Raw genomic sequence first — 19,375 nt, 5'->3', positions numbered from 1 at the left:
GGAATGGAGAAACATGCAACGGATTAGCGCAGTCATAATTCCAGGGGAGAGTGGTTGATATGTTGACTGAGGTACTGAGGGACACCGTCCTCGAAAACGAATGGCATCCCGTTTATATAGCTAAGGATTTAAAGGAACAGCCCGTTTCCGTTACGGTTATGGGCGAGCGCGTAGCCGTATTCCGCGCAGCGAGCGGCAGCGTGCATGCTCTACGAGATCTGTGCGTTCACCGCGGAGCGATGTTGTCCAAGGGCAGAGTGGAGGGTGAGACGCTCGTATGCCCTTACCACGGCTGGAAATATGACGGGAGCGGCGCATGCGTCTGTATCCCGGCGCAAGCGAAGACGGATCGAATTCCTGTCAGAGCGAAGGCGACCAAATACCATTGCATGGAGAAGTACGGACTTGTCTGGGTATGCATCGGTGAACCGACAAGTGAACTCCCTTTCCTCGATGAATTCGAAAATAACGAATTTCGCCCGCTCGCTTGCGGCCCTTATACCGTTCATGCTGCAGGCACGCGCGTCATTGAGAATTTCACCGACTTCGCCCATCTTATGTTCGTACACGGCGGATTGCTTGGCCATCCCGACTATGCAGAGTTGCCGGACTTCAAGGTGTTCAAGGAGAAGGATCGCGTATACACGAGCGATGTGCCGATCTTCCAGCCCGTGGCGCATTCAGGCTCGGATGCCGAAGAAGGTACGACGTATGTTTACGTGAAGGAAGTATTTCGTCCTTTAGCGGCAAGGCTGTCCAAGCGCGATGCCTCAACGGAGCAGACGTTATGGATTCTGCTAACCGTACTCCCTGTAGCAGAGAAGGAATGCACCGTCTACATGGCAGTGTCGCGCAATTACGGCTTTGATGTTCCCGACGAGCAATTTATCGCCTTCCAAGACACCGTATTCGAACAAGATGCTTGGATTATCGAGACGCAGAAGCCCGAGCTGCTGCCGCTGGATCTGCAGCTGGAGCTTAATCATAAGGCGGATACGCTGTCCGTCGCTTACCGCCGCTGGCTCATCGAGCTTGGCGTAACGTTTGGCACAACTTAGTCTGATCGATTTATCGGAATATAGGGGGGAAACAGCMAATGGCTTACGAGGTGTCGCAGGAGAAGCTGCAATTTTACCGTAACGAAGGATACGTGAAGCTGGATAATGTACTGTCGCATGCGGAGATCGATGAGTTGACCTCGTATTTGGACGACGTCATGCGCAGCAAGGAAGTTGGCGGTATCGCGGACGAGCCGAAGTCGGAGCTGTCTAAAATATTGAATATGCGGATGAATACGTGGAAGGAATCCGCCGGCATGGCGAAGTTCACTCTTAGTCCTTACCTTGCGGCCATTGCGTTGCAGCTGTCGGAAGGCTCTGGCGTCAGGCTGTTCCACGATCAGGCGTTCTGGAAGATGCCCGGAGATTCGAAGGCGACGCCGTGGCATCAAGACTCGACCTACTTTCCGATGAAGGAATCCGATGTGATGACCATGTGGATTCCGCTCGATGACGTGGACGAGAACAACGGCTGTCTGGCATTCGTTCCTGGCTCGCATAAGGCAGGCAAGCTTGAGAACGTCGACTTCGTCAATCCTGTCGATCTGTTCGAGCTTGAATGGGATTCCAAGGCTGCTGCCAGCGAGCCGGTTGCAGTGCCTTTGAAGAGAGGAAGCTGCACCGTTCATCACGGGCTCACGTTCCATTACGCCTATGCGAACAAGACGGATCGGCCTCGCCGAGTGCTGACCATCGTATACATGCCCGAGCAGGCAACCTTCGACGGCATGAGCAACCATCATTTGACTAGCGGCATGGGGTTCAAGGACGGAGATATGATTGCGGGAGAGCTGTTCCCGGTATTGGCTAGTGAAGTTTAAACCATGATTGTATCGTTATAGAAAAAATCAAAAGCAAACCGTTAAGCTAATATGCTTAATTGTTTGCTTTTTCATATTAAGAGGAAATTCAAGGATATTGTCGGAAGAAATGTTGGCTGACATGGACTCAAGTGTCGGAAAGATGTCACTAGATGCACTCGATAAAACAACTCACAAAGACCCGCACCTTTATACCTATACTAGATAATTATCTGTTTTATATTTACAAATAAATAGTCCAATACTATTATGTTTATGTGCACTTTTTTCATTTTCATCCAATTTACTGATTAAGCAAAACCGATGGGGGCTAAGAGGCTTATAATGAGGAAAGATAAGAACCTATACATAATCTTCATGCTGTTGATGGCTTTTCTGGCATTTTATTGGGCGAATTCTAACGAGAGCTGGACCGTGGGTGGCACAATCGCCACTGCTTCCTGTTTCGTACTATTCGTGTTATTGGGCCTGCGCGCTATACCTGTTCTGTCCGCCTATATTCTGACTGGCGATCGGACGGATGAGATACAGGTTCATCGAACGGATGAAGGTAATAGGAAACGGGATTGGTTGAGAATAATAGGCTGGATGCTGCTAAGCCGCTGTCTCCTTCTGATTATTGGTTATGTTTTTCTGATCATACAGCATGGTTATTCGGGCGGGCTATTCAGTAAAATTATGGAGACATGGCACATATCGGGGATCGATGCCTTTGCCTATTTGGGGATTGCGGAGAATGGTTATGTGACGGAGGGAGATCCAAGGTTCCACATTGTTTTTTTTCCGTTGCTGCCTCATTTGATAAGAGTAATCGAGGTATTGACTGGAAGCTATCTCGCTGCGGGATTCGTGGTTTCTATCATCTTCTCGATTGTCGCGGCTCTGTTCGCTTATGAGCTTGCGCGTATGGATATGTCTCGCAGAAACGCTATGCGGGCAGTAAAATATATTTTTATATTCCCGGCAGCATTTTTTTTCCTCATACCTATGACAGAATCTTTATTTTTGGCACTTTCTCTCATGTGCATTTATTTTGTGCGTAACAAAAAGTGGATCATCGGATGTTTGTGTGGAGCGCTAGCCGCTTATACGCGTTCGCCGGGGATTCTCTTGGCTGTGCCGGTGGCTATTGAGCTCGTAAGGGATCTAATAGTTTACTATAAGGTTTCGGATAAGCGGGTGTTTATAGGCAAATTGGCCACAGCTGTTGCCGGTCTGCTTATTATACCTTTGGGTCTGCTGGCGTATTTATATATAAATTACGAGGTTACTGGGAACGCATTTCAGTACTCTATCTACCAGAAAGAGCATTGGTCTCAGGAGCTCTATTTATTTTTCGATACGGTAAGGTATCAGATGGAATACGCTGTTCGCGCATTTACGGAGGGGAATAGTCGTTTCTTCTTAGGATTATGGCTGCCGAATCTGGTCGCTATATTTACTGCTCTGATTGTTATGTTGCTTGGTGTCAAGAAGCTGAATCCCTCGTACACGGCGTATTTTATCGTATATTTTGTTTTAGTAGTGGGACCTACCTGGTTGCTGTCCGCTCCGCGTTATTTTATCGTTGCGTTTCCGCTAGCTTTTGCAACCGCAGCCCTTACAGAAGAAAAGTCTAAGGATGCTGCGCTTACCGTATTATCGATTGTTGGAAGTCTACTGTATCTCGCATTGTTCGTAACAGGTTATCCTGTATATTAGCATTGATTTTTTTGAAATTAAAATAGGGTCTGTAATAACAATGAAGCCACTCCATCAGGAGTGGCTTTGTCTCTATATGCTGATAATTCTAGTGCCGTCTTTGCTGTGCGCGCTGCAGTAAGATCTGCGGTTTGGCGGTGTCTGGTGCTAGGTCGTGAACTGCTTGCGGAACTTGCTCGGCGCCATGCCGATCTTGTCGGCGAAGCAATTGGAGAAGTAAGGCGTATTCTCGAAGCCGACGTATTGTGCGATTTGCGCTACGGGCCATTCCGTCTTAATGAGCAGCAGCTTCGCCTGCTCGAGTCTGTACTTGGTTACGTAGTCCATCGGGGTCATTCCGTATACCTGTTTCATACAGCGAGTAATGTAGTTGTAATGGAAGTTCAAGGCATCGGTCATTGTTTTGCTCGTAATTTCCGTCCGATAGTTATTCTTAATGTAGGCTTCCGTTTTCTCCGCGAGCGTGACCGAAGGGCTCGTATACATGTCATCTTGCCTGAGGTCCATTAAGCGCAGCAGTTCATCGAAGTGCTGTTGACTTGTCCAAAAAGCGCTGGATTGGCGCTCGCTGCCCGATTGGTTCAGCGCGCGGAGGAGCTGATACGTCGTCTCTGGGTTTGGCAGCCTCCATTGCTTCTGCAGGTGAAGGGAGTAAGGCGATGTATGAAATTTTGTATAATGCTCCTCTTGATTCAGGCTTGCATATTCTTCTGCCGACTGTTGCCATTCGCCAACAGGCAGGAAGTGTATCCAGTAAAAGCAGGTTGGTTCCTCGCAGGGCTTCACCGAATAATGATAACGATCGGGGAGCAGCAGGAGCGTCTCTCCAGCTGTCAGAGCCCATTTCATATCCTCTTCTCCTATATGCAAAGTGCCGGATTCGACGATAATCAGATCGAACAAGCCAAGCTGCTGGCGGCTTGGATGCTGACCGCCCGGCTCATAAATAGTCATGCCGCTTTCTAGAAAATAAGGCAGCGGCGGGGCTGCGAAGTACACATGCTCAGACGATCGGTTAGTCATTGAATCTCCCTCCCGGGCGAGTGTGATATTTTATAAAAAATAGGTTTGATCTTATTATATTTATGTTTCATTGTAGCGCATACAATAGGAATCAGCAGCACATAAATCATAACTTTCTTTCGGAGAGGTGCGAGTTACTGATGGGACAAGCGGTAAATAATAGGAGCAAGGCAAGACCGGCTTCGCTTCAAGACGTTCAAATAAAAGACGATTTCTGGAGCTACTATATCGATTTGGTGCGAGACGTCGTCGTTCCGTATCAATGGGATGCGCTGAACGATCGAATCGAAAGCGCAGATCCGAGCCATGCGATCGCCAACTTCAAGATAGCAGCTGGCGAAGCTGAAGGCAGCTACCACGGTATGGTGTTCCAGGACAGCGATGTGGCCAAATGGCTGGAAGCCGTCGGTTACTTGCTGCATACGAGAAAAGATCCGGCGCTCGAGGTGATCGCCGACGAGGTTATAGATACAATTGCGAAGGCGCAGCATGCGGATGGCTACTTGAATACGTATTATACGCTCAAGGAACCGGGCAAGAAGTGGACGAACTTGACGGAATGCCACGAATTGTATTGCGCCGGACATATGATCGAAGCGGGTGTTGCGTATTACAAAGGAACAGGCAAGCGCAAGCTGTTAGATGTCGTATGCAAGATGGCTGACGATATTGCTATTGTTTTCGGCGATGGACCAGGTCAAATTGCCGGTTACGATGGTCACCAGGAAATTGAACTGGCGCTCGTGAAGCTGTACGAAGCGACGGGCGAAAATAAATATTTGGAACTAAGCCGATACTTTATCGATAAGCGCGGACAGAAACCGAGTTTCTTCCATGCTGAGGCGGAAGCGCGGGGGTGGACATCGCATTGGCATAATGGAAGGCTGCAGCTTGATGATGCCTACTTTCAAGCGCATGTGCCGGTTCGAGAGCAGGACGTAGCGATAGGCCACGCGGTGCGAGTCGTATATATGCTTGCGGGAATGGCTGACGTAGCTCGCGAAACGAACGATCAATCGTTGGTCGATGCTTGCCGTAAGCTTTGGGACAATATCGTCTCCAAGCAAATGTACGTAACGGGCGGCATCGGCTCGATGGCGAACGGGGAAGCCTTCTCGATCGATTATGATCTGCCGAATGACACGGCTTATTCGGAGACGTGCGCCGCAATCGGACTTATTTTTTTTGCGCACCGGATGCTGCAGATTGAACCGAACAGCCGGTATGCGGACGTATTAGAACGTGCGCTCTATAACACGGTAATCGCAGGCATGTCCCGCGACGGCAAACATTTCTTCTACGTTAATCCATTGGAAGTAACGCCGGAAGTATGCGACGGAAACAATAAAACCTACAATCACGTTAAGCCGGTACGCCAACAATGGTTTGGCTGCGCGTGCTGCCCGCCGAATATTGCGCGCTTGCTTGCTTCCCTAGGCGAGTATACGTATGCGGTCAAAGGTTCGACGATCTATTCGCATTTGTATATCGGCGGCGAAGCAACCTTGCAGGTTGAAGGAACAAGTGTACAGCTTGCCCAGAAATCAAGCATGCCATGGTCGGGCAACGTCAGCTATGAAGTGAAGCCTGCTGCGCCAACCAAGTTCGCGCTTGCGCTCCGTCTTCCGGATTGGAGTGCTTCCGCGACGATTACCGTGAACGGCAAGCCTTATGCATATGAGGATAAGATTGAAGGCGGATACGCAATCGTAGAGAAAACATGGTCCTCTGGAGATGTCGTGGAGCTTGTGCTTGAGATGCCGGTTATGCGTGTAAGAAGCAATCCGCTTGTGAAGTATAACGCCGGCAAGGTTGCGCTGCAGCACGGACCGCTCGTCTACTGCGTCGAGGAGGCGGATAATGGCGCGGGTCTTGGCTCGCTCATGCTGCCGGTCGACTCGGAGCTGCGCGTGTCGTTCGACAAAGGGCTTGCGGGAGGACTGCAAGTGATCTCGGCCCAAGCGCTCAAGCTGGAGTATAAGCAATGGGGAACGCAGTTGTACCGTACGGATTCATCGGCTTACTTGGCGCCTGCCGAAGCGAAGTTCATCCCCTATTACGCTTGGGCGAACCGCGGCAAAGGCGAGATGGCGGTTTGGGTGAAGGAACGCGTGTAAAGTACTTTATATTAAGGTTCTAAGGTGCTGGTTGAACGCGAGACTGAATATATAGGATGAGGGTAGGGTCGTATAAGCCTAAGTTGGCTTGTACGGCTCTTTTTCTAGTTAGTTTGAACTGGATCTAACGGACAGCAGMAGCTCTTATTCGTTCGTTTACCCTCTGATCGCCCTCGTTCCGGACACAGCTGACGCTATACCTGTCAAACGAGGCTAGAACGCTCTAGTTATGAGGGAATAGGGTCTCCTCGGTCCGTTAAYTCGCGGGATGCACATTATTCGGCRTATTAGCGTCGCTGGTGTCCGTAACTGAGATTGCGGAACGAGAGGCAATTTTTCGATAAGGTACTTTTTATGTTCGTAATTGTGTGTTATTATAGAAAACGAACAATAACATACCTATTAGGAGGCTTTTATACAATGGAAGTGCGCCATACTACGAACCCAACCGATGTGAAGCTATATGATACGGAACGTCTTCGCCAGGAGTTTTTGATCGAAAGCTTGTTCGAGCAGGATCAAATCAAAATGACTTATACACACTATGATCGTATGGTCGTTGGCGGCGCAGTGCCGGTTACGAAAGCGCTTGAACTGGAAGCGGCTGCTACGCTTAAGACGGAATACTTCCTTGAGCGCCGCGAGATTGGCTTCCTGAACATTGGCGGACCGGCATCGATTTCCGTTGACGGCGAATCGTATGAGCTTAGCAAGCTTGAGGTGCTGTATGTCGGCAAAGGCAAACGTCAAGTGCTGCTTGCAAGCCTTGATGCTGCCAATCCGGCTAAGCTGTATTTCTGCTCCGCCCTTGCGCACAAAGAAATCGAGACGCGCAAAATGACGGTAGAGGAAGCGAACCCTTCGCACCTTGGCTCGCAAGAAACTTCCAATGAACGCGTCCTTTATAAATATATCCATGCAGACGGTATCCAAAGCTGCCAGCTGATGCTTGGCGTTACGAGCTTGAAGACGGGCAGCGTGTGGAATACGATGCCTTCGCACGTACATGACCGCCGCATGGAAGCTTACTTGTACTTTGACATGAACGACGACGCGCGCGTGTTCCATATGATGGGCGAGCCTTCGCAGACGAGACATCTTGTCGTGGCGAACGAGCAAGCGATTATTTCGCCGCCATGGTCGATTCATTCCGGCGTGGGCACAAGCAACTACACATTCTGTTGGTCGATGGCCGGCGAGAACTACACGTTCACGGATATGGACGCGGTACCTGCAAGCCAGTTAAAATAGTCGTACTGAAAGATTTGGGAGGTACGCGTCATGCTAGCAGCGGAAAGGCATCGCAAAATTATAGAAAAATTAGAGCGTAACGGCGCGGTCAAAGTATCCGAGCTAAGCGAGCAATTCCAGGTAACGGAGAAGACAGTCCGCGAGGATCTGGAGAAGCTGGAAGAGAAGGGGCTGCTGAAGCGCACGCACGGCGGGGCGGTCATGGAGCAGAACGGCGAGGACAGCCTGCTTCCGATCCAATACCCGAACAGCAAACACCAGTCCGAGAAGACGGCGATCGCGGCGCTTGCGGTAACTTGCATCGAGCCGGAAGACATTATTGCTCTGGATGCCGGAAGCACGACGCTTGAAGTGGCCAGACTGCTCCCGAACATGCCTGTAACGGTACTGACGAACGATCTGCTCATTATCCGGGAACTAATCATGAAGGATCAGGTTAGACTTGTTGTTCCCGGCGGATATCGACATAACAATCTGCTTATCGGCGCGGAATCGCAGGAATGGATTAAGCGGCTTAATGTCCATAAGCTGTTTCTGTCGACGACCGGCATTCATATGGAATACGGCTTAACGATCTTCACCGAGGAACTAACGAAGCTGAAGAAGATGTATATGGAGAATGCGAAAACCGTCTATTGCCTGGCCGACCATAGCAAATTCGACCGAGGGGCGCTCATTACGTATGCGGCTTTGGAAGATGTCGATATCATCATTACCGATGATGGCATAACTCCAGAAATAGAAGCGAAGTATGAAGCATACGGCCTTCAAATGATGAAAGCATCGGCGGCAGGCGGCGGCAAACGCAATAAAGGGAAGGTGTAGAACGATGGGATTGTTTGATTTAAGCGGCAAAACGGCTGTTGTGACAGGAGCAGGCCGCGGGCTTGGAGAAGCGATCGCGCTTGGGCTGGCGCAAGCAGGCGCCGATATTGCGCTCATAACGAACCGAACGCCTGCGGACAAGGCTGCGGAAGCGATTCGCGCGCTTGGACGCAAAGCGATTACCATTCAGGTTGATGTTGCCGATCGCGGCAAGCTGCCTGGCATCATTGAACGGACCGTCGACGAGTTAGGCAAGATCGACATATTGGTCAATAACGCGGGCATTATCCGGCGTACGCCTGCAGCCGATCACAGCTACGCCGATTGGCAGGACGTGCTGGACGTCAATTTGAATTCCGTATTCGCGCTTTGCCAGCTTGCGGGCAACCGCATGATCGAGCAAGGCTCGGGCAAAATCATCAATATTGCTTCGATGCTTTCCTTCCAAGGCGGCATCAACGTCCCGGGCTACACGTCGAGCAAGCATGCGGTAGCTGGTCTTACCAAAGCTCTTGCGAGCGAATGGGCTTCGAAGGGCGTGCAAGTGAATGCCATCGCTCCAGGTTATATGAGCACGGATAATACGGAAGCGCTTCGCGAAGATCCGGTTCGCAGCGCCCAAATTCTTGGCCGCATACCGGCTGGCCGCTGGGGTACGTCCGAGGATATGATCGGTCCTGCGGTATTCCTTTCATCCGCCGCATCCGATTATATGAACGGCCATATTCTCGCTGTAGACGGCGGCTGGCTCGTTCGATAAGCAGCGTTGTGTTGCAAGCCTCTAAGCTATAATAGCTTGGGGGATTTTTTTTTGGAGCAAAGCTTTGATTGCCTAGATATGGATTGTGTTTCATAATCGTAACTAATAGAACAAAAGGGTAAAAGGAGGAAGGACGTTGCTGCGGAGAACGTTAACATGGGTAGGATGGATTATTGCCATACCGGTCGCTATTGCTGCTCTGTTCCTTATTTATGTGACATTGGTCGATTACAAGCCTGCTTCGGAGATAGAGCTTGAAGCTAGCCATAACAGCCAGCAAGCGTTGAAGCAAGGCGATTCTGTAACGGTGACAACCTTTAACATCGGATATGCTGGGCTTGATCAACGGCAAGATTTTTTCATGGATGGCGGAAAAATGTCGCGTTCGAGCAGCAAGGAGCAGACCGAAGCTAATCTTGATGCTATTGCTGATTTTTTGCAAGGCACGCAATCGGATTTCTATTTGCTGCAAGAGGTAGATACGAAATCATCTCGAAGCTACAAGATTGACGAAGCGGCTGCTCTAAGCAGCGCTCTATCCGACTACGACAGCACCTATGCGATTAATTATAAAGTGCCTTGGGTGCCTGTTCCTGTGTTTGCTCCGATGGGGACGGTCAGAAGCGGTCTGATGACGTTATCTACGTTCCAAACTACATCACATGTACGTTATGATCTGCCAGGCAAGGAAAGCTGGCCCGTTCAGCAATTGGAGCTGGATCGCGCATTAATCGCAAGCCGTTATCCAGTCGACAATGGCAAGGAGCTGGTGCTGATCAATCTGCATCTGTCCGCGTTTGACAAGGGCGGGACCATTCGCAAGCAGCAATTGGATTTCTTGGACGGTTTTATTCGCGAGGAATCAGACAAAGGCAACTATCTCATCGTTGGCGGCGACTGGAACCACTCACTCCCTTCAACCGATGCCGCTGCTTTCGAAGCGGAGCAGGATTGGCCGGAATGGCTGCAGCCGTTTCCTGAAGGTTTCGGGTTAGAAGGGCTTCAGTGGGCGAATGATCCCGCTGTCCCATCCGTTAGAACGCTCGACATTCCTTATGAGAAAGGCGTTAATTTTCTAGCTGTCATTGACGGTTTCCTAGTATCTTCGAATATTGGGATAACGACTGTGAAGGGGCATGACCTCGGCTTTGCGAACAGCGATCATAACCCAGTGACGGCCAGCTTTGTATTGAAGTAATAAAAAATAGTGAGGAGAATCTCACTCGCAATGAACCTAAGTTCATGAGAGATGAAGTTCTCCTCACTTTCTATCAAACTATGCCCGCTCTTCGTACAGCTTCACGATCTCGATAATCGTATTCACGGCATGAAGCATGCTGTCGACCGATACATACTCGTAACGGCCATGGTAGTTCTCTCCGCCAGTAAAAATGTTCGGCGTCGGAAGCCCCATGTAGGACAGCTGAGATCCATCCGTTCCCCCGCGGATCGGCTGGATGATCGGCGTAATGCCGAGACGCTCCATCGCCTGCCTCGCAATATCGACGATTTCTTTGACAGGCTCGATTTTCTCGCCCATGTTGAAATATTGATCGCGCAGCTCGAGCTCAATACGATCGGCGCCGTACTTCGCCTTCAACGTCTCGACGATGTCGGTCAGCTCGGCTTTGCGGCCATTGAATCGCTCGCGGTCATGGTCGCGAATCAAGTAACGAAGCTGAGCCTCCTCCACATCGCCTTGAATCGAGGATAGATGGAAGAACCCCTCGTAACCTTCGGTATGCTCAGGAGCTTCTTCGGCAGRAAGCTTGCTCTGAAGCAGGGCGGCGATTTTTACCGCATTGATCATCTTGCCTTTGGCAGTGCCGGGATGAACGTTCTTGCCCTTGATCGTGATTGCTGCTGCTGCTGCATTGAAGCTCTCGAATTGCAGTTCCCCAAGCGGTCCTCCATCGAGCGTATAGGCATACGAAGCATCGAACGCCGCCACGTCGAACTTATGCGGTCCTCTGCCGATCTCCTCATCGGGTGTGAACGCGACACGTATTCTGCCATGCTTCACCTCGGGATGTTGGATGAGATAATTCATCGCCGTCATAATCTCGGCAATACCGGCTTTGTCGTCCGCGCCAAGCAGCGTCGTGCCGTCAGTCGTAATGAGTGTTTGACCCTTATAGCCTGCCAGCTCAGGGAAGTCACGCGGCGACAAGACAATTCGGAGCTCTTCGTTCAGCGTAATATCGCCTCCGTCATACGCTTCAACGACTTGCGGCTTCACATTCGCGCCAGACAGCTCGGTAGCGGTGTCGACATGGGCGAGGAAGCCGATCGTAGGGATCGGCTTATCGCTGTTGGCTGGAAGGGTTGCCATAACATAGCCATTGTCGTCAAGCGTTATCTCCTGCATGCCAATCGCCTTAAGCTCCTCTACAAGCATACGCGCCAGCGTCAGCTGTCCTGGTGTGGAAGGGCAGCTTGTATAGGTTTCGTTCGATTGCGTATCCACCTTGGCATAGGTGACGAAACGATTCATAATTTCGGATTTCATAGTTAACGGTCATCTCCAATTGTAATAGACATATTTATCATTATAATACAAACCCGCCTTCAACGAGAAACGGTCGACAACATCTCCAATTTTCACCGAAAAAAACACAAAATAAGCGATTCACTCGGCGCTGCATGCAGGATAATTGCGCCCGCTAAAGAATGACTTCTTATAGATGAAGAAGCTTGTCCATTTGTTCACGAAAGGGCTGATCGGGTAGTGGACGCTTATGAGTATTACAAACAAATATTTGCAGATCTGCCGAAGCCCCTTGCTTATGTCGATCTTGACATGCTGGATGCGAATGCGGCTGCAATCGCTGCGGCAGCGGGAAGCAAAAAGGTGCGTATAGCGAGCAAGTCGATTCGGTGCGTCGATGCCATGCGGCGGCTTCTGCAAACGAGCGACGTATTCCAAGGCATCATGTGTTTTACGGCAGGCGAGGCGGCATTCCTTGCACGCCAAGGATTCGACGACCTGCTGCTTGGTTATCCGCAGTGGTATTCTGCCGCATTGCTCGAATTGCTGGAGTTCATTCGCGAGGGGCGCTCGATCGTCTTTATGGTTGACTGCGAGGAGCATGTGATTCAGCTTGAGAGACTGGCGGAGGATAGGCAAGTCGTTGTTCCTCTATGCATTGATATGGATATGTCTGCCGATTATCCCGGTTTGCACTTTGGGGTATGGCGCTCGCCGATTCGATCATGGGAACAGATGAAGCCGCTAGTGCAGCGCATTAGCGAATCATCGTGGCTGAAGCTGGACGGAATGATGGGCTATGAAGCCCAGGTAGCGGGAGTTGGTGACAACGTACCGGGCAAGCGATTCAAAAATGCGTCAATCAAATGGCTCAAAAAAAGATCGATCGCAGAAAGCGCAAGACGCAGGAAGGAAGCGGCCCAGGGCATTAGCGCTATGGGCATTTCCTTGCGCTTCGTGAATGCGGGCGGAACGGGAAGCATGGACAGCTCCCGCGAGGAAGCATGCGTCACCGAGATCACGGCAGGCTCAGGCTTCTACGCGCCGGGTTTATTCGATCTCTATAGCTCGTTCCGTTTTAAGCCGGCGGTAGGTTTTGCCGTCGAGGTCGTTCGCCGGCCGAAGACGGACATTGTCACTTGTATGGGCGGCGGCTATACCGCATCGGGTTCGCCTGGACCGGAGAAGGAGGCGAAGCCTTATTTGCCGGAAGGGCTGGAGCTGTTCAAGCTTGAGGGGGCGGGCGAGGTGCAGACGCCGCTGCGCGTGCCGTCCGGTTTGAAGCTTGAGCTCGGCGACCCCGTGTTCTTCCGCCATGCGAAGGCCGGAGAGCTCTGCGAGCGATTCGAAATTTTGTATGCGGTTTCGCAAGGGAAAATTGTTGGCGAATATAAGACTTATCGCGGAATGGGAGAGTGCTTCCTATGAAACAAGACTCGTCAGGCTGGTCGAATTGGTCGGGCTCGGTACAAGCGACGCCAAGACAGGTCATCATGCCGAGCAGCATCGAAGAGGTTGTAAATACGGTGCTCCTATGCCGCCGTGAAGGAAGGAGGCTGCGAACGGTTGGCTCAGGTCATTCCTTCACGCCGATAGCGGCATCCGACGATATACTGATCTCGCTAGACCGCATGCAAGGCATCGTATCCGTCGATCCGGAAGCGAGAACGGCAACCGTATGGGCAGGAACGAAGCTGAAGCTGCTCGGCGAGCTGCTGTTCGAGAACGGATTGGCTCAGGAAAATCTAGGCGATATCGATGTACAGTCGATTGCCGGGGCGATTAGTACGGGTACGCACGGGACGGGGCGAACACTCGGCAATATCGCAACGCAGATCGCCGAGCTCACAGTCGTTACGGGCACGGGTGAAGTCGTGCAATGTACGGAGCAATCTCATCCTGAATGGTTCAAAGCGTTCCAAATATCGCTTGGCACTCTCGGCATTATCGTGCAGGTGACGCTGAAGCTTGAGCCAGCCTACAAGCTCGAATACGAGAGCAGACGAATCCCTTTGTCTGAATGTTTGCAGCAATTGCCGAAGCTGGCGGGAGACAATCGCCACTTTGAATTTTATTGGTTTCCTTATGCGCAGCCATGCCAGATTAAGCTTACGAACAAGACGGACAAGGAAGTGACCGGAAGAAGGGCATGGGATCACATCAGCGAAGTGTGGATCGAGAATCGCTTATTCGGGCTTCTGTCGGAGGTATCCCGCAGGCTGCCGGGCACGAGCAAGCATATTAGCCGAATCTCTGCTTCGCAAGTTCCTGTAGGACGTAAGATCGACCACAGCCACCGATTGTTTGCTACACAGCGATATGTTCGTTTTAACGAAATGGAATACAATTTGCCGGCGGAAGCAATGGCACCGGCTATTGAAGAGATGCGAGAGGCCATGTCGCGCGGCAAGTACCGCGTTCACTTCCCGATCGAGTGCCGTTATGCGAAGGGCGACGATATTTGGCTTAGCCCGGCGCACGGTAGGGACTCGGCGTACATCGCCGTTCACATGTACAAAGGGATGCCGCATGAAGCTTATTTCGAGGCGATGGAGCAAATCTTTCTGAATTACGGCGGCAGGCCGCATTGGGGCAAGATGCATAAGCTTCAAGCGGCGCAATTGCAGACGCTGTATCCGAAGTGGCATTCATTCCAAGCGGTGCGCGAGGAGCTGGATCCAGATCGTATTTTGCTGAACGACTACATGCGGAAGCTGCTTGTTTAAGCAGTCGTTTCCAGCCGTCATCGGCTGTAATCTATCTTCAAAAGGAGGGCTGTGCGAATGGAAGTTGACGCAATCGTAGTAGGCGCCGGTCTGGCTGGTCTTGTCGCGGCGGCAGAGATCGCAGACGCAGGGAAGAAGGTGCTGCTTCTCGACCAAGAACCGGAGAGCTCCCTTGGCGGGCAAGCATGGTGGTCGTTCGGCGGACTGTTTCTTGTTGATTCGCCGGAGCAGAGACGGCTTAGGATTAAAGATTCGAAGGCGCTGGCGTGGCAGGATTGGCTGGGAGCGGCAGGCTTCGACCGGGATGAGGACGAGGATAATTGGGGACGAAAATGGGCAGAAGCTTATGTCGACTTCGCCTCGGGCGAGAAGAGGGCTTGGCTTCATGCGATGGGTGTTCGTTTCTTCCCGATTGTCGGCTGGGCGGAGCGCGGAGGTTATTTGGCGGAAGGTCACGGAAATTCCGTTCCCCGCTTTCATATCGTGTGGGGGACTGGGCCTGGAATCGTCGAGCCGTTCGAGCGGCGGGTTCGTGCGCATATGGCGAGCGGGACGATTACGTATTTGCCGCGCCACCTTGTCGATAATCTGCTGCGCAGCAATGGTGCCGTCACAGGCGTGGAAGGTGCGGTGCTTGCGCCAAGCACGGCGGCGCGCGGCGAAGCAAGCTCCCGCGAGGAGGTTGGACGCTTCGAATATCGGGCGCAGGCTGTCCTTGTCAGCAGCGGAGGAATCGGCGCGAATCACGACCTCGTTCGGCAGAACTGGCCGAGCAGGCTGGGGACGCCGCCCGATGATATGCTGTCAGGCGTTCCGGCTTACGTTGACGGGCGCATGCTCGCCATAACGGAGGAAGCAGGAGGCCGAATCGTTAACCGTGACCGGATGTGGCATTATACCGAGGGCATTAAGAACTGGGATCCGGTCTGGCATAAGCACGGCATTCGGATTCTTCCAGGTCCGTCATCGTTATGGCTGGATGCGAAGGGGCAGCGTTTCCCTGCGCCAAACTTCCCAGGGTTCGATACGCTTGGCACGCTAGAGACGATACAGAAGACCGGCTACAGCTATTCGTGGTTCATTCTGACGCAAAAGATTATTGAACGCGAATTCGCGCTGTCCGGCTCGGAGCAAAATCCCGATCTGACCGGCAAAAGCATCAAACAGGTGCTCGGCCGCGTGCTGCCGGGACCGACTGCACCGGTCAAGGCGTTCATGGAGAAGGGGGAAGATTTCGTTATAGCGACGAATCTAACCGAGCTTGTAGACGGCATGAACAAGCTGACGGGTGAATCGTTGCTGAACTTAGCTGACATTGAACGCCAGATACAGGCGAGAGACCGCGAGATTGAGAACAGCTTTACGAAGGATATGCAAATTACAGCCATTCGGGGAGCACGCAACTATATTGGCGATAAGCTGATTCGTGTCGCGGCTCCGCATAAGCTGCTCGATCCGAAGAGCGGTCCGCTCATTGCCGTGAGACTTAGAATCGTAAGCCGCAAGACGCTCGGCGGATTGCAGACGGACTTGTCCGGCAGAGTGCTTGACGGGAACGGTGATCCGGTACCCGGCCTATATGCAGCCGGAGAAGCGTCCGGCTTCGGCGGCGGCGGCGTACACGGCTACCGCGCGCTCGAAGGCACTTTCCTCGGGGGCTGCCTCTTCTCGGGAAGAGTGGCCGGTCGTGCTATCGCCAAGCTTTGAATTATACGTAAAATTAAAAGCCGAGAATTCTTGCGAATAAAGGATTCTCGGCTTTTTACTTTTAGGCTGCTGTTATACCTTACTTTTTCACGATCGGAATCCAAACTTCGCAGCGATAATCCTCTGCGGTCGTGTCGCCGAGCGGATAGACTTCGATCTCCGGTCCTTCCGCATGCTCGTATCCTGTAGCGGGGAACCATTCCTGATAGATTCTGCCGAATACGGCTTGTATCGCACCGGGGAGCGGCCCGATGGAAGTGAAGATGGCCCATGTAGATGCCGGAACGGTGCGCAGCGACAATCCTTCGGCAGCGCCGCCGCTCGTTTGACCGGCAATCATGTAGGTGAATTCGCCCTGTCCCGGCTTCATATCCAGGCAAATGCCAAGCAAGTCCCCCTTGATACCCGCAGTCTCAAATTGCTGAATAGTGCCGTTGCTGTTGCATTCCGCCCAAAACTTCGGTATGTCGCGCAAATTTTGACCGTCCTCGCACGTTACCTCGATCGACTTGCCGATGACATTAAACGCTTCTTTCTCTTCAATGCGATAGTCCATGTCTTTGTCTCCCTTCAAGGATAGATGGAAAGAGATGCGTGGAAAAGCTTTCAAGCTGACGCCTGGTTTCCTGGCTTCCGACGGCGTTAAACCGTGGATCTTGCGGAACGCTTTGGCGAACGATTCGGGAGAATCGTAGCCATACTTGAGCGCTACGTCGATGACCTTGGCAGAAGACATCGCGAGCTCCTGAGCAGCTAACGTCAGCCGGCGCTTACGCGTATATTCGGCTACCGTCATCCCGGTAAGGATATGGAACATGCGCTGAAAGTGGAAGGGAGAGACGAATGCCTCCTTCGCGATTTCCTCGATATCCAGCCGATCATCCATGCGTTCCTCCATTAAATCCAAGGCGTCCTTCATGCGGAGCAGCCATTCCAATCGCAGCACTTCCTTTCGTTGCCTATATTATCACCACTCAGGACGGGAAACCTGTCATTGCGTGCTCTCTTATAACAGGTGTCACCAATGAAATAAGAAAAGGCCGAGCGATAGTAATTAGCTACTCGCTCGGCCTTTTATATGCCGTAAACCTATTTTAGACAAATTTCAAGCTAGGGGGTCCGTCCTCRATCTCTATAATAATAGTATAGCTGGGCCGAAATTATAAGTCTATACTTTTTTGACTAATTTGGATATATTTCTTGAGCGGCGTTTGCAAAGTGTTTCGGACTTATCAGGAAGAGGATGTAAACATAAAAAGAGCGAGGAGGATTAATTGACATGCATGACCCTATGATTCAATTGAAAGGAATTGGGAAGTCGTTCAAGGTAGCAAAACGTTCGGCTGGATTGAGGCAAGCGGCGAAAGCGTTGTTCGTACGGGAGCATACGGTTGTCGAAGCGCTTAAAGATATTTCTTTCTCGATTGGCAAGGGGGAGATTGTCGGATACATCGGCCCGAACGGAGCGGGAAAGTCGACGACGATTAAAGTAATGAGCGGCATACTCGTGCCGGATGAAGGAAGCTGCTCCATTATGGGCTATACACCATGGACGGATCGTACTGCTTATGTGAAAAATATCGGTGTCGTCTTCGGCCAGCGCTCCCAGCTATGGTGGGATGTGCCGGTGATTGATTCTTATGAGCTGCTCAAGGATATTTACAAGATACCGCCTAAGCGGTATGAAGACAATCTACGAATGCTGACGGAAACGCTGGACCTTGCAGAATTCATTCGTACGCCTGTGAGGCAGCTCAGTCTGGGCCAAAGAATGCGCTGCGAGATAGCGGCTTCGCTGCTGCATAGCCCAAGCGTATTGTTCCTCGACGAACCGACGATCGGACTTGATGCCGTGAGCAAGCTGGCTGTTAGGCAGTTTATTAAGACAATCAACAAGGAGCAAGGCGTTACGGTCATTCTGACCACGCATGACATGGCCGATATAGAAGCGCTGGCCGACCGGATTCTTATGATTGGCAAGGGTACTTTGTTATACGACGGGAGCTTGGAGCAGCTGCGCAGACGGTTCGGCGTGCAGGAAAAAGAATCCTTGGATGAGATGATCGTTCAGCTCTATAAGGAGCATCAAATATGAGGGCCTATGTCTCGGTATGGAAGCTGAGATTCATTAATGGTCTGCAATATCGCGCATCTGCAATTGCCGGTGCAATAACGCAGTTGTTTTTTGGATTCGTATTCATTATGATCTACATCGCTTTCTATAGTCATAGCACGGCGCAGCCGCCAATATCGTTGAAGGAAATTATTACTTACGTCTGGCTGCAGCAAATTTTTCTTTCGTTCATCATGCTTTGGGCGCGTGACAATGAAATATTCGATCTCATTACGAGCGGCAATATTGCCTATGAATTGTGCAGGCCAATCGGCATATATCCGCTGTGGTTCGCCAAGCTGCTCGCGCAGCGCGTGGCAAACGCAGCGTTGCGCTGCTTGCCGATTGTTCTTGTCGTGTTTTTTTTGCCGGAACCGTATCGTATGACAACGCCTCCGGACTGGCCAACGCTTTTCTTCTTTGTTGCTTCATTGCTGCTGGGCTTATTCGTCATTGTTGCGATATCAATGATGATTTACATTTCCGTATTTTGGACACTTTCACCGACAGGTTCGATTCTTATGATCTCGATCGCCGGCGAATTCCTGGCGGGGATGATTATTCCCGTACCGCTTATGCCGGATTGGCTGCAACGGTTTACTTACGTATTGCCGTTCCGCTGGACGGTTGACTTCCCTTTCCGCGTATATTCAGGCCATATTTCACAGACGGAAGCGCTATGGGGGATCATCATCCAGGTAGGCTGGCTTGGGGTTCTCATAGGAATTGGTTGGGCCACGATGAGGAAGGCACTACGGCAAATAGTCATTCAGGGGGGCTAACCG

At 51.4% G+C, this 19,375-nt stretch carries 16 protein-coding genes; 13 read left to right on the top strand and 3 right to left on the bottom strand.

Annotated features, from left to right (window positions below; all coding sequences use genetic code 11):
• Positions 1 to 59 precede the first annotated feature (59 nt).
• From AB4Z33_RS00275 to AB4Z33_RS00265, 3 genes are all read left to right on the top strand, one after another.
• On the top strand, positions 60 to 1,058 hold the full coding sequence (locus tag AB4Z33_RS00275) for a Rieske 2Fe-2S domain-containing protein (protein ID WP_442047958.1): 999 nt from the start codon (positions 60 to 62) through the stop codon (positions 1,056 to 1,058).
• A 38-nt stretch (positions 1,059 to 1,096) separates the two neighbouring features.
• Positions 1,097 to 1,879 carry a phytanoyl-CoA dioxygenase family protein gene (locus AB4Z33_RS00270; protein ID WP_442047957.1) on the top strand — a complete coding sequence of 261 codons (783 nt, stop codon included), beginning with the start codon at positions 1,097 to 1,099 and terminating at the stop codon, positions 1,877 to 1,879.
• 324 nt (positions 1,880 to 2,203) lie between these two features.
• Positions 2,204 to 3,580: a hypothetical protein gene (locus tag AB4Z33_RS00265; RefSeq protein ID WP_442047956.1), complete on the top strand. Its 1,377-nt coding sequence runs from the start codon at positions 2,204 to 2,206 to the stop codon at positions 3,578 to 3,580.
• 147 nt (positions 3,581 to 3,727) lie between these two features.
• Here the strand turns inward: AB4Z33_RS00265 and AB4Z33_RS00260 are convergent, their stop codons facing one another.
• The gene (locus AB4Z33_RS00260; RefSeq protein WP_442047955.1) at positions 3,728 to 4,603 is read right to left on the bottom strand and encodes a helix-turn-helix domain-containing protein; all 876 of its coding nucleotides are present in this window, start codon (positions 4,601 to 4,603) and stop codon (positions 3,728 to 3,730) included.
• Between the two features lie 140 nt (positions 4,604 to 4,743).
• Here AB4Z33_RS00260 and AB4Z33_RS00255 point away from each other — a divergent pair, with 140 nt between their 5' ends.
• The 5 genes from AB4Z33_RS00255 to AB4Z33_RS00235 all read left to right on the top strand — a co-directional run bounded on the left by AB4Z33_RS00255 (position 4,744) and on the right by AB4Z33_RS00235 (position 10,754).
• A complete protein-coding gene (locus AB4Z33_RS00255) occupies positions 4,744 to 6,720 on the top strand; it encodes a glycoside hydrolase family 127 protein (RefSeq protein ID WP_442047954.1) in 1,977 nt (658 codons plus the stop codon).
• Positions 6,721 to 7,140: 420 nt separating this feature from the next.
• The gene (gene kduI / locus AB4Z33_RS00250; protein ID WP_442047953.1) at positions 7,141 to 7,971 is read left to right on the top strand and encodes a 5-dehydro-4-deoxy-D-glucuronate isomerase; all 831 of its coding nucleotides are present in this window, start codon (positions 7,141 to 7,143) and stop codon (positions 7,969 to 7,971) included.
• A gap of 30 nt (positions 7,972 to 8,001) precedes the next feature.
• A complete protein-coding gene (locus AB4Z33_RS00245; protein WP_442047952.1) occupies positions 8,002 to 8,796 on the top strand; it encodes a DeoR/GlpR family DNA-binding transcription regulator in 795 nt (264 codons plus the stop codon).
• 4 nt (positions 8,797 to 8,800) lie between these two features.
• Positions 8,801 to 9,556, top strand: coding sequence for a 2-dehydro-3-deoxy-D-gluconate 5-dehydrogenase KduD (gene kduD / locus AB4Z33_RS00240; protein WP_442047951.1), 756 nt, complete (start codon positions 8,801 to 8,803; stop codon positions 9,554 to 9,556).
• A gap of 136 nt (positions 9,557 to 9,692) precedes the next feature.
• The gene (locus AB4Z33_RS00235; protein ID WP_442047950.1) at positions 9,693 to 10,754 is read left to right on the top strand and encodes an endonuclease/exonuclease/phosphatase family protein; all 1,062 of its coding nucleotides are present in this window, start codon (positions 9,693 to 9,695) and stop codon (positions 10,752 to 10,754) included.
• Positions 10,755 to 10,832: 78 nt separating this feature from the next.
• Here the strand turns inward: AB4Z33_RS00235 and pepT are convergent, their stop codons facing one another.
• Positions 10,833 to 12,065, bottom strand: coding sequence for a peptidase T (pepT, locus tag AB4Z33_RS00230; protein WP_442047949.1), 1,233 nt, complete (start codon positions 12,063 to 12,065; stop codon positions 10,833 to 10,835).
• 219 nt (positions 12,066 to 12,284) lie between these two features.
• Here pepT and AB4Z33_RS00225 point away from each other — a divergent pair, with 219 nt between their 5' ends.
• The 3 genes from AB4Z33_RS00225 to AB4Z33_RS00215 are packed head-to-tail and all read left to right on the top strand — an operon-like array spanning position 12,285 to position 16,477.
• A complete protein-coding gene (locus tag AB4Z33_RS00225) occupies positions 12,285 to 13,472 on the top strand; it encodes an amino acid deaminase/aldolase (RefSeq protein ID WP_442047948.1) in 1,188 nt (395 codons plus the stop codon).
• Positions 13,469 to 14,770, top strand: a complete 1,302-nt coding sequence (locus AB4Z33_RS00220) for a D-arabinono-1,4-lactone oxidase (protein WP_442047947.1) — start codon at positions 13,469 to 13,471, stop codon at positions 14,768 to 14,770. The genes AB4Z33_RS00225 and AB4Z33_RS00220 overlap by 4 nt, the downstream gene beginning before the upstream one ends.
• A 57-nt stretch (positions 14,771 to 14,827) precedes the next feature.
• Positions 14,828 to 16,477, top strand: coding sequence for an FAD-binding dehydrogenase (locus AB4Z33_RS00215; protein ID WP_442047946.1), 1,650 nt, complete (start codon positions 14,828 to 14,830; stop codon positions 16,475 to 16,477).
• Between the two features lie 79 nt (positions 16,478 to 16,556).
• On the opposite strand, the gene AB4Z33_RS00210 is transcribed toward AB4Z33_RS00215, so the two are convergent.
• Positions 16,557 to 17,414 carry an AraC family transcriptional regulator gene (locus AB4Z33_RS00210; protein ID WP_442047945.1) on the bottom strand — a complete coding sequence of 286 codons (858 nt, stop codon included), beginning with the start codon at positions 17,412 to 17,414 and terminating at the stop codon, positions 16,557 to 16,559.
• Between the two features lie 342 nt (positions 17,415 to 17,756).
• Between AB4Z33_RS00210 and AB4Z33_RS00205 the strand changes: the two genes are divergently transcribed.
• Together AB4Z33_RS00205 and AB4Z33_RS00200 are read left to right on the top strand one after the other, a co-directional pair.
• A complete protein-coding gene (locus AB4Z33_RS00205) occupies positions 17,757 to 18,572 on the top strand; it encodes an ABC transporter ATP-binding protein (protein ID WP_442047944.1) in 816 nt (271 codons plus the stop codon).
• On the top strand, positions 18,569 to 19,372 hold the full coding sequence (locus tag AB4Z33_RS00200; protein WP_442047943.1) for an ABC transporter permease: 804 nt from the start codon (positions 18,569 to 18,571) through the stop codon (positions 19,370 to 19,372). Before AB4Z33_RS00205 ends, AB4Z33_RS00200 begins: the two co-directional genes overlap by 4 nt.
• The last annotated feature ends 3 nt before the right edge of the window (positions 19,373 to 19,375 follow it).

It is taken from the genome of Paenibacillus sp. 2TAB19, from assembly GCF_052115185.1.
GTDB lineage: Bacteria > Bacillota > Bacilli > Paenibacillales > Paenibacillaceae > Pristimantibacillus.
The sequence above is the reverse complement of the archived record's forward strand: the minus strand, read 5'-3'. Positions and strand labels throughout refer to the sequence as shown.

Bases quoted from the DNA above. Each gene is read 5' to 3' on its own strand.
- AB4Z33_RS00275 (WP_442047958.1), top strand. From the start codon at position 60: ATGTTGACTGAGGTACTGAGGGACACCGTCCTCGAAAACGAATGGCAT.
- AB4Z33_RS00270 (WP_442047957.1), top strand. From the start codon at position 1,097: ATGGCTTACGAGGTGTCGCAGGAGAAGCTGCAATTTTACCGTAACGAA.
- AB4Z33_RS00265 (WP_442047956.1), top strand. From the start codon at position 2,204: ATGAGGAAAGATAAGAACCTATACATAATCTTCATGCTGTTGATGGCT.
- AB4Z33_RS00260 (WP_442047955.1), bottom strand. From the start codon at position 4,603: ATGACTAACCGATCGTCTGAGCATGTGTACTTCGCAGCCCCGCCGCTG.
- AB4Z33_RS00255 (WP_442047954.1), top strand. From the start codon at position 4,744: ATGGGACAAGCGGTAAATAATAGGAGCAAGGCAAGACCGGCTTCGCTT.
- kduI (WP_442047953.1), top strand. From the start codon at position 7,141: ATGGAAGTGCGCCATACTACGAACCCAACCGATGTGAAGCTATATGAT.
- AB4Z33_RS00245 (WP_442047952.1), top strand. From the start codon at position 8,002: ATGCTAGCAGCGGAAAGGCATCGCAAAATTATAGAAAAATTAGAGCGT.
- kduD (WP_442047951.1), top strand. From the start codon at position 8,801: ATGGGATTGTTTGATTTAAGCGGCAAAACGGCTGTTGTGACAGGAGCA.
- AB4Z33_RS00220 (WP_442047947.1), top strand. From the start codon at position 13,469: ATGAAACAAGACTCGTCAGGCTGGTCGAATTGGTCGGGCTCGGTACAA.
- AB4Z33_RS00215 (WP_442047946.1), top strand. From the start codon at position 14,828: ATGGAAGTTGACGCAATCGTAGTAGGCGCCGGTCTGGCTGGTCTTGTC.
- AB4Z33_RS00205 (WP_442047944.1), top strand. From the start codon at position 17,757: ATGCATGACCCTATGATTCAATTGAAAGGAATTGGGAAGTCGTTCAAG.
- AB4Z33_RS00200 (WP_442047943.1), top strand. From the start codon at position 18,569: ATGAGGGCCTATGTCTCGGTATGGAAGCTGAGATTCATTAATGGTCTG.